Annotated in this window: 4 protein-coding genes; all 4 read right to left on the reverse strand. The window is 43.8% G+C overall.

All coding sequences use genetic code 11. The features are described 5' to 3' along the window. Positions 1 to 2 precede the first annotated feature (2 nt). The 4 genes from BA70_RS07355 to BA70_RS07370 are packed head-to-tail and all read right to left on the reverse strand — an operon-like array spanning position 3 to position 11,599. Positions 3 to 9,098, reverse strand: coding sequence for a hybrid non-ribosomal peptide synthetase/type I polyketide synthase (locus BA70_RS07355; RefSeq protein ID WP_034320174.1), 9,096 nt, complete (start codon positions 9,096 to 9,098; stop codon positions 3 to 5). Positions 9,099 to 9,117: 19 nt separating this feature from the next. Then, entirely contained in the window at positions 9,118 to 10,260 is a 1,143-nt protein-coding gene (locus BA70_RS07360; RefSeq protein ID WP_034320176.1) for an acyl-CoA dehydrogenase family protein, read from the reverse strand. Further along, positions 10,247 to 10,516, reverse strand: coding sequence for an acyl carrier protein (locus tag BA70_RS07365; protein WP_034320179.1), 270 nt, complete (start codon positions 10,514 to 10,516; stop codon positions 10,247 to 10,249). Before BA70_RS07365 ends, BA70_RS07360 begins: the two co-directional genes overlap by 14 nt. Positions 10,517 to 10,543: 27 nt before the next feature. Continuing rightward, the gene (locus BA70_RS07370) at positions 10,544 to 11,599 is read right to left on the reverse strand and encodes an HAD-IIIC family phosphatase (protein WP_034320182.1); all 1,056 of its coding nucleotides are present in this window, start codon (positions 11,597 to 11,599) and stop codon (positions 10,544 to 10,546) included. Positions 11,600 to 11,613: the final 14 nt, after the last annotated feature.

Here is an 11,613-nt window from a genome sequence, read left to right on the forward strand (position 1 = left end):
ACTTATATTTTTAAGTCATCTAATTCGAAAAGAGATACGTCGTCTAATTGCTGGAATGAAGAAGTCAGTTCGATCTCCTCTAGTCTCACTGCATCTATTGAGACAGCTCGCATGATGTCTTTTAGTAAGCCGGCAATCCGCTGAATGGTTTCCTCTGTGAAAAGCTCCGTATTATACTCAATCGTTGAAGAGAGACCATCTTCCTGCTCATACGCAATCCACAGTAAATCAAACCGCGACGTTCCTGTCTCATACGGATAATCACTAAAGGTTAAACCGCCTACCTTCAGTTCTGGCTGATTCATATTTTGCAAAGCGAACACAGCATCAAACAATAGATTCCGGCTGACATTTCGGCTCAGTTGCAGGTCTTGAACCATTTGTTCATATTGATATTCTTGGTGTCCGAAATCATCGATCACATACGCCTTCACATCGTGAAGGAATTCACGGTACGACATCTCTGCTTTAGGATATAAACGAAGTGGCAGCATATTGACAAAGATACCGATGACTTGCTGCAGCTCCTCTTGTTTTCTTCCTGCTACTGGAACCCCAACCGTAATATCTGATTGCCCGCTTAATTTATGAAGCAAAATCTGATACAAACTTAACAGACCCATAAACAGCGTTGCGTCTTCTTTTAAAATGACCTGTTTAAACGCATTCAGCTCCGCTTCTTCAATACGGAACGTATAATGCCCGCCGCGGAATTGTCTCACCTCTGGCCGATCGAAATCTGTTGGCAGATCAAGTGCAGGTGCACCTTCTAAACGGTTTTTCCAGTAATCACTCGATGCTTTAAGGGCATCAGAAGCAAGCATGTCATTTTGCCATTCTGAAAAATCTTTATATTGAAGAGCTAGAGGCTCAAGCATCCTTCCGTCATATAACTGCATAAAGTCGTTGACCAAAATATCTTGAGAAAGACCATCTGAGATAATGTGATGCATGTCCAGCATGAGCACGAACTCCTCTTCTGACACCTTCATCACACCTACCCTCATCAAGGGAGCCTCACTTAACGTAAAGGCAGTCAAAAATTGTTCAATCACTTGTTTTTGATCTTCCTCAGATGCTTGTGTCGATCCCTTTGTGAGATCAAACAATGTGACAGCAAACGGCACCTCTTCTTCGATCTTTTGATAAGGCACGCCATTTTCTAGTACAAACGCTGTCCGCAAACTTTCGTGACGCTTAATGAGCTGCTGAAATGCCCATTCCAATCTGCTGATATCGAGCTTTCCCTTGATTCGCCCCGCTTTAAATTCGTTGTATCCTGTGCTGCTTAAATCCATTTGCTGCATGAGATACAAGCGTTTTTGGGCAGACGACAGAGGATAACGTTCCTTCACTTCGGCTTTTTCAATCACATGATAAGCCGCTGTATCTGCTTGATCGATATATTCTGCCATTGAACGAATCGTTGGCATTTGGAAGAATTGAGGCAGCGTCAGCTCTACACTGAATGCGCGATGAATGATGCCAATAAAGGTGATCGCCTTTAAAGAATCACCACCCATTTCAAAGAAATGATCATCTATGCCAATTTCGTCAATCTTAAAGAAAGCTTGCCAATGTTGACTTAGTTCCTTCTCCAGCTCCGTTTCAGGTGCCACATAATTCGTTGACAGCGCTGGTCGAGAATACAAGATTCCATCTTGTACATGCTCTTCGCCACCCTCTTCTTCACGGGATAAACGATCTACATATCGGTGAATTCGATCATGTAAGTCTGTTGTCGAAATGACAATTTGTTCAACTTGTTGCAGTGAAAGCAATCGTTCGAAGATCACTCTTCCTTCTTTTTCTGTAATCAACGTTTCGGTGAGGTCATCTCCGATTGGGAGATCCAGCTGCTTACCCTGTTCAAATTCCCAGCCGTCAAAGCTAATCACAGACCACTGCGTTTGTGAGCGTAGATTGCGTTCATACACGTACGCATCAATGAAATGATTCACAGCTGTATAAGCTGTAAAACCAAGTCCGCCCAATATCGGCGACAAAGATGACAGGACAAAGCAGAAATCAAGTGATCGATCACCTAAGGCGGCATCGAGATGAAGTACACCGTTCATCTTCGCCTCAAAATGCGACTCTGAGAAAGTGTCATCTGTTTGCTCCATCACCAGGAATGATTGATCGCCTGTCACTCCTGCTGCATAGATCACACCGTCAAGCTGACCGTAAGATGCATCCACTGTGTTGATCAATTGCTGGATATCTTCCCGGTGACGAACGTCCACTTTCTTTATCAGAACTTCTGCGCCAGCCTCTTCTAGTGCCATGACCTTTTGTATTTTTTTCTTGATTGGATCCTGTTCATCATGCGTAGCCAGCCATTCTTGCCACTTGCTCCTATCAGGCAGTCCAGACCTGCTCGTTAAGATCAATTTCCCCTGCGTTTGCTCGGCCAAAGTCTGAGCGATATTCAATCCAATAAACCCAAGCCCGCCGATTAAAATGTACACACCATCTTTTTTAGCCAAATGAGCGTGTCCTGTTTCGGGAACTGAACCTTTCGCATACCTTTTCACATATCGCTTATTCCGTCGATAGACAGTGAGAAGCTGTCCATACTCCCGGTCTAGTTCATCGCTGATTTGTTTCAACAATCTCTTTTCCTGAACACCATTTTCCACTGGACGATCCACATCAAGAATGCGATAACGCAAGGTCGGTGTTTCTTGAGAAATAACCATGGCAGGTCCAAGATGGATCGCTTTTTCAGGATAAAGCACAGGCTCTCCGCCAACGGCATACGTCAGTGAGGAAAGAACTGTCACCGACACCTTTTGGTCCGAGACATATTTCTTCAGCGCCTGGCCGATATAAAGCAAGGAGTAATAAGCATCTTGCTGCGTATGCTTCACCCATTCTTCTTCCGTGTGAGATGGTTGTCGATCTGAAAGTCCCCAAAGATGACAAACATCGGTCACATTGATTTGATCATTTATAAGATTCGATATGAGCTTTTCATAATCAGATGGCTCATGTGAACGAATGGTATAGCTTTTTTCATCATGCTTCGTAAATTGATCTCCTTTATGAACGACAACGTGCTCATTCCGTTTCGTCAGAAGTTCATCTGCTACTTTCTTTCCGAAAACAGATGGCTCTGCAAACAAAAGCATGGCTCCGGAAGAGGAAACATCTGATGGCGATGGCGCACCAGGTAAAAGATCCGCTTCCCAATGAGGGGTATAGAACCATTCTTCCATTTGTTGCTTTCTTCCTGACTGCTTTGGTTTGTCGCGCTTTACACTATCTGATGCATCATACCAATAGGAGGTACGATCAAACGCATATGTTGGTAGTGGCATTTTCAGCGGCTGACGGTTCATATGGAATCGATCCCAATCAATGGATAACCCGTGTGTCCATAAGCGTCCGATCTGTCCAAGTAAAAATTCAGTATCTGTCACAGCTTGTTTTGCATGTCTTAACACATGGCACACATGCTGATTCAGTCCATTGAGCGACCGGTTGACCATCACGCTTAAATCTTGTCCTGGTCCAATCTCAATTAATTGAATATTTTCCTCTTGTAAGATATTCGTGATACCTTCAGCAAAGCGAACCGTATCGGTCATATGCCGTTTCCAATAAGACACATCTCCAGCGCTCGAGTCTGTCATCCAATCTCCTGATAAATTCGAAATGAATGGAATACGGAGCTGATTGGCTTTCATATGCTGCAATTTTTCTCCGAATTGCTCCGCTGCCTCCTTCATGACATGTGAGTGGGCCGCAATGGTTCCGCCTAATCGCATACACATCAATCTGTTGTTCTTCAGTTCTTTTTCAAATTCACTGATCGACTCTTCAAGCCCTGACACGATACATGAGGAATCATTGACAACCGCAAGAGAAACTTCCTTTGGAAGCATCGGTTTCAACTCTGCTTCAGGTAACGGAACACTCATCATCACGCCTGCTGGTGACGCCTGCATGGCGTTCGCGCGGTAGGCGACCATGGACATCGCATCTTTTAAGCTGAATACTCCAGATATAGCTGCTGCCGTTAATTCGCCAAAGCTATAACCGATCATTGCATCAGGACGAATGCCCCAATCAATGAAGAGCATTGAGAGTGCATATTCAATCGCAAAAATGGCTGGCTGTGCATACTGAGTGCTTGCCAATTTTTCACGTGCCTTTTCCGTTTCAGCCGCTAATGGATAAAGAATACGGGCAAGACTTCGCCCTGTTGCTTCTTCATATGCTTTAAAACAAGCATCCATTTGCTCCTTGAAATAAGGCTCTTCTTGATACAAATCTAATCCCATATTGAGGTATTGATTGCCTTGCCCTGAAAACATAAAAATAATCTTCTGTTTTTCAATATGCGAATGCATGAGCTTTCCAATGCCCTTGCCTTGCTTTTCTGTTAACACACGCAAGGCATCTTCTCTGCTTCCGGCAACAAATGTTTGACGGAAACTAAAGGATTGTCTGCCTTTTTGCAGGGTATATGCTGCGTCTGCCAAATTGATAGAAGGCGTGTTTTCAATTTGGTTCACGAGATTTTCTTTCATTCTTTCCATGCTCGTTTTACTCTTTGCTGATAGGACAAGCAGCTCAGCAGAACGAGGCATTTGCTTACGATCTCTTTGTGGTGCTTCTTCTAATATGACATGTGCATTTGTTCCACCCATTCCAAATGAGCTCACCCCAGCCCGGCGTAAATGCGAAGCTGGCTGTTTCCAGTCGGTCAACTCGGTGTTCACAAAGAATGGGCTATGCTCAAATGCGATGTTTTCATTGGCCTTTTTGAAGTGAAGGCTTGGTACAAATGTATGATGCTGAAGCGAAAGCACGGCTTTGATCAAGCCAGCCGCTCCTGCTGCTGCATCCAAATGTCCAATATTTGTTTTCACAGACCCAATGCGGCAAAACTGTGTTTTCTCTGTTTGGAAGGCTTTTGTGAGCGCCTCTATTTCTATCGGATCACCAAGAGACGTTCCTGTTCCGTGTGTTTCCACATATTCAATCGTATTTGGTGAAACATCTGCCTGATGTAAAGCATCCTGAATGACACGAGTCTGTCCTTCCACGCTTGGTGCATTGAAGCCAACCTTTTGATCACCATCATTGTTGATGGCAGAACCCTTAATGACCGCATAAATATGGTCACCATCTTCTATGGCTTCACTAAGCGCTTTTAAAGCAACAAGACCAACGCCATCTCCGCCCACTGTTCCATCTGCTTGATCGTCAAAGGCGCGGCAATGACCATCGCTTGATTTCACCATGTTCTGCTGATATATGTAGCCTGATTTTACTGGGTGCAAGATCGACACACCTCCCGCAAGCGCTACATCTGAATCACCGTTTGCAATGGATTGACAAGCCAAATGCAGGGCGACCAAAGAGGTCGAACAAGCGGTTTGAAGCGTCAGTGCCGGTCCCTTCAAATTCAATTTATGGGCAATCCTTGTACTCACGGTATACGTATCATTGAGTGAACCCACTTCAAACAGCTCTGACATACTGCTATCAAGGGAAGAGGCAAATCGCTGAATCCATTGAAAATTCGATGTGGACCCAGTAAACAACCCGACCTTACCTGGATAATCTTCCTGTACGTATCCTGCGTCTTCTAGGGCTTTATAGGCGTACTCATGTAACAGGCGGATTTGAGGATCCATCATTTCTGCCTGACCTGGCGAATAGCCGAAGAAGGATGCGTCAAATAAATCAGGTCCATCAATCACACCTTTTGCTCTCACATAATCGGAACGTTCGAAGGTTTGACGGTCAATTCCAGCTTCGAGCAGTTCTTCATCGGAAAAGAATGAAATCGATTCTTCTCCTTTCTTCAAATTTCGCCAAAATGCCTCAACATTTTTCGCACCAGGGAATTTACCTGCCATTCCAATAATCGCAATTGGCTCGTTATCTTTTCTTCTCTTTTGGTTCGCAGGCTGCGTGCCTGCTGTTTCCTGCTCTGATGCGCCGCTTAAATACGCCGCAAGCTCTCTAATCGTCGGACGACGGAACATTTCTACCATTGGAATGCTTTGATTTAATTGCTTAGCCAGCTGCTGGTTGACATGGATCAGATTGAGAGAATGCCCGCCAATGTCAAAGAATTTGTCATGTACGCTTACCTCAGCTAAACCGAGGACTTTTTTCCAAATGTCCTGAATGACCTTCTCTGTTTCAGAAAGATTGTCAGAGCCCACCAGCTTTTTCGTTTGCTGTTCCTGTTTCAAAGCAGGCAGCGCCCGTTTATCTAGCTTGCCATTAGCAGTCAGCGGCATATCATCCAATTGAACAAAGTGAGATGGGATCATATAATCCGGTAGCTGATCAGCCAATGCTTGTTTCATTGCAGATTGATCGAGTATGGCTGTCGTGACAACATATGCTGCCAAACATGGTGTACCAGAAACATCTGGCTTTACAACGACAGCTGCTGCTTTGACCCCTGGCTGTTCATTCAGCCAGAATTCAATTTCACCTGTTTCGATACGATAGCCTCTCAGCTTCACTTGATCATCATTTCGTCCTAAAAACTGAATAAGTCCATTAGGCAGGATGCGGGCTGCATCACCTGTTTTATAAATTTTTTCACCTGGCTGGAAAGGGTGGTCGACAAATCGCTCTTCGGTTAGTTCTGGGCGATTCAAATAACCTTTTGCGACACCTTTCCCCCCAATGTATAATTCACCGACGGTCCCTTCCGGCATGAGATTCATATGTCTATCAAAAAGAAGGATATCTGTATTCTGTGCGGGCTTACCGATTGGTACATATACGTCTTGATCACGGTCTTGGTCATATCGATGAATCATGCAGCCAACAACCGTTTCAGTCGGTCCATATTCATTTACAATTTCAATTGGCTGTGGGAATGATTGCTGAATGGATTTCGCTAGAGATGTTTCCAGTTGTTCTCCGCCTAAAATGAAGCATTTCATTTGGCTATCTGGGAAAGACAGATGTTTAATAAACTGTAAATGAGATGGTGTGAGTTTCATCACATGTACGCGATTATCTTTTATGATGTCTTCAACAAGCAGCTGCCGGTTTTCATGGTGATAAATCATGATGGTATTTCCTGAAATCAGTGGTGTGAAAATAGAAGTAACCGTCAGGTCAAATGACAGTGAAGTATACAAAGCAAAATGCCTTGTTTCTCCTCGAACATATACTTGTTTCGCCCAATCAATATAGTTGACTAAGCCAAGATGGTGAATGAGTACACCTTTAGGTCTTCCTGTCGTTCCTGATGTATAAATGCAGTAGGCTGTTTGATCTGAGGTGATGGCTGTTGCCAGGTTGTCTGATGGTCCGGTGTATAGATCCGGCTGTGTGATATCAATTTTTTCTCCGTTATAGGCATACGTAAGCCCGTTAATCGAATGTGTTAGGAGCCATTCTACTCCGCTGTCTTCTAATAGATACTCTATTCGTTCCTGCGGGTATTCAGGATCAATTGGCACGTAAGCACCGCCAGCTTTTAAAATGGCTAAGCATGCCGTAACCATTTCAATGGAATGCTCTGCTAAAATACCAACACGCTGCTCCTGTTTGACCCCTTTCTTTTGTAAATAATGTGCGAGCTGATTCACTCTCTTATTGAGTTGTTCATATGTAACCGTCGTATCGCCAAACTCAACTGCCGCTGCCGCTGGCGTTCGTTCCACTTGTTCTTCAAATAGGTCAATCACCGTCGGTTCATTGCTAGACGTTGCCCCGCCATATTGACGAAAGACCGCTAGCTGCTTTTCTTTCTCTTCTTCTGATAGCAGCTGTAATTGAGCTGTAGATTTGTGCGGATGAGCACAGGCATCTGACAAGAGATGAAGAAAATGCTGACACCACTTTTCGATTTGTTCAGCTGAAAAACTGACGGGGTTATACACTAATGAGAAATGCAGCTGATCATCAAACGCCTGAACACTGAGCGTAAGATCGAATTCCGTCTGCTCTGACATCTCAAATCCACGAATACGGACAGGATGATCGCTTTTCGTTAGCATTCGATCAAGTGGATAGTTTTCAATGACGACGATTGAATCAAATAACGATTGCTCTGCCGTCATCCCTGCATACTTCTTTAAATCAGATAGCGGTGTATGTTCATATTCATTTCTCACAGCTACCTCACGACTGACTTCTTGCATATGTTCAAGAATCGGCCGCTCCTGTTCGAATGAGACCCGCAGTGGTAATGTGTTAATGAACAGGCCTGTCATCTTTTCAATATGAGGGACTTCCGCATTTCTTCCTGATACTGTTGTTCCAAACACAATATCATCTTGGTTCGCATATTTTGATAGCAAAACGCCCCACAGCGTATACATCACAGATGCCAATGTCACATCATGTTTATTCGTGAATTCGCTCAGGCTCTCAGCAATAGAAGCATCCACTTGATATTCATATTTGTGAAAGGCTCCTGAAGCTTCATGTATGCTACCTGACTTCGGAAGCAGTTCTGCATAACTCCATCCTTTGAAAACATTTTTCCAATAGGAAGCCTGCGCTTCTGTCTGTTGAAGGCTGTTCTGCTGCCATTTGACAAATGATTGGTAGGACGGCCTTTGTTCAAGAAGAGGTTTGTCCCCATTTGATAAACGCTCATATGCACTCATCCAATCACTTAATACAATCCCAAGGCTCCATCCATCCAATAAAATGTGGTGGAAGCTAATGAGAACCCAGCTGACTTCTTCATTTACCTCACATAACGTCAGGCGAAATGGGACTTGCTGTAGATCAAAACGTTCTTCTCGGTCCTGTGTCGCCACTTCCTCTTTCAGCAGATGAAGAGGCTGCCTAGCTTGAGTCAAATCACGATATCGAATGTCAGGCTGATGCTGCTTCAGAACAATTTGTACAGGCCTTGCGAGCTCCTGCCATCTAAACAATGTTCTAAGCATTTCATGCTGTTTGGTGACATTCGCCCAAGATTGTTCAAAGATTTCTCGATCAAGCGGTCCACCTATCTGGATCAGCAGTTGTTCAAAATAAGCCGTTCCGTTTGGTTCCATTAAATGATGAAACAGCAGTCCTTCTTGGATCGTAGTGATACCTAACATATTTTCAATGTTCTGTTTATCCAGCTTCTGCGGCTTTAAAGCCATGGGATCATCTCCTTTCTCTCTAAGAATGTTTCACGAAATAATGGCGTAAACCATAGTTAGCAATGACTTGCTGCTGAATTTGAGAAGTGCCTTCAATAATTTCAAGCACCTTCGCTTCACGATACAGTCTTGAAGCTGAATTTTCCCGGCTAAATCCGCTTCCACCATGGATTTGGACATTTGTATTTGTAATGTCAACGGCGATTTTGGATGTGAAATATTTTGCAATTGATGTCTCTGTGATGGCATCAGGATGCTGCGCTTGTCTCATTTCTCCAGCCTTTAAGCATAAGGCTTTCGCTGCATGGAGCTGGGTGACTGCATCTCCGATCATGCCTTTGATCATTTGATGCTTATACAGTTTTTCATTAAATTGTGTTCTTTTACGTGAATACGTGACGAGAGAATCAACGGCTTCTTGTGCAATGGCGAGCCCTGCCCAAGCGACACTGTATCTTCCATGATCTAAAGCAAGTGACACCACATGGTTAAATCCGCCCCCAACTGGTCCTAAGACACAGTCTTCATGCACCTGTACATGATCGAGGGTGATTTCTGCTAAATAAGACGCTCGGTTGGCCATCATTCCTGTAATTCTCTCAATCTCTACGCCTGGCTGATCTCGCTCGACAAGGAATGCGGTGACTTGTTCGCCTTCTCTAGCAATCACAATAAAGAAATCCGCAATCGCTCCAAAGGAAATCCACTTTTTCTTCCCATTCAAGACATAAGAGTGTCCATCCTTTTGATAGCTTGTTTCAACATGATTGGCATCTGATCCAATATTCGGCTCTGACAAAGCAAAGGCACCGATTTTTTCCCCTTTGGCTAATGCAACGAGCCAGCCTTGTTTTTGGTCTTCTGTTCCATAACGAAGAATGGCTTCTCCTACAAGAGAATTCACTGTCAATAATGTCCGTACATTACAGCAAGCTTTCCCCACTTGTTCAGTGAACTGCCCATACACAATCGGATCAAGCCCCATCCCTTGATAGGATGATGGGATACCTGCTGCCAAGTAGCCTCTTTTCGCCATATCTCGAATCAGCGACTCCGGCAAATGTTCTGTTTCATCGAATTCATTGGCAAACGGGCGGATATGTTCATCGCAATACTGTCGTATTTCCTCAATGGCATCGATTGTTTGTTCAGCTGTTTTCATGAAGGGCCGCCCCCTGTTGTTTTTTTTCAATTAAGGAGACAATGCGATTGACCGTACTAAAATTGGCAATGTCGAGGTCTTCGTTGTCTAACTGGAAGTGAAAGTCATGTTCAATGTAGTTCACTAGTTTCATCGCAAAAAGAGAATTGACAAAGCCTTGTTCAAAAATGTGATCATCATTTCCTAACTCAATTTCTTCATCAAATACCACTAGATTTTGCTCGATATATGCTCTTACTTGTTCGTGTAGGTTCATGATTCAATCTCCTCGCTTTTCGCTTTTTTATTGTTTGGCTGGGGCTTTTTGGTCAATCTCAATTTTGACATCTACGTATTCTGGGAAAGGCTGAATCAAGCTTAAATCGTTTTCAAACAAAATATAGCCGTCCTCCCCATTCTCGATTTCTTTGAAATTGGCAAACTTGTATGTGATATACATCATGCGGTTTCGGTCTGTTTGTTTAAAGTCGGCCACAAGCCGCTTTCCTCGTTTTTTCGCTTCTTGCAAAATCGTTGTGAGTAAAATGGTCCCGACACCTCGAGACATGACGCGGCAAGACATGAGCAGCAGTTTGACATGCCAGGTGTCACCTATTTCTTCTATTAATGAGAGTCCAATTTTGCCATAGGACCCGAATTTGTCTTCAAGTTCACAGACAAGCAGCAGGTGAGCATCTGATTGTCGGAAGTAATCAAGCTCTTCATAATCGTAGGTTTTCCCGCTTGCATTTAATTGATTGGTACGGACGGTTAGTTCTTCGGCTCGCTGGAGGTCCTGTTCTCCTGCTTCCGATATAACGAATTTCATATGTAAAGACGCCAAAAATTTCTCAGGCGGCCCTTCATATTTCTCTTCTTCCTTCTGCCTTTTATCCGCTTCTAAGTACATTTTCCTGCGTCGTTTTGCATCCTCTGTGATAAAGACTGGACGCAGCCGATCATCTGTGAGCAACGTCATATAATCCACTGCATCCCAGCACGTAATCTCTGGATGAACAGCCTTCACTTCTTCTCGTTCAAATGGCTGATCATCAATAAACAGAATGGTATCTTTATGAATATTCAAGCGCTCGCTGATTCTTTCTAATGAACTAGATTTGGCATTCCAATGAATCTCTGGATAGAGAAAGAAATGATCGATTCCGAAGGCGGAGAGCTTTTCCTTCACAGCTGCTTCATCATTTCGGCTTGCGATAGAAAGAAGGATGCCGCGCTCATCTAACTCCGTTAGCACTTCCTTGATCGATGGCTTTAACGTCACCTCATCTGATTCAAGTAAAATCCCATCCCATAATGTATGATCTAAATCCCAGACTACACACTTGATTTGCTTAGCCATTCTTTTTTCTCCTC

Origin of the sequence: Bacillus zhangzhouensis, from assembly GCF_000715205.1 — a bacterium.
Taxonomy (GTDB): domain Bacteria; phylum Bacillota; class Bacilli; order Bacillales; family Bacillaceae; genus Bacillus; species Bacillus zhangzhouensis.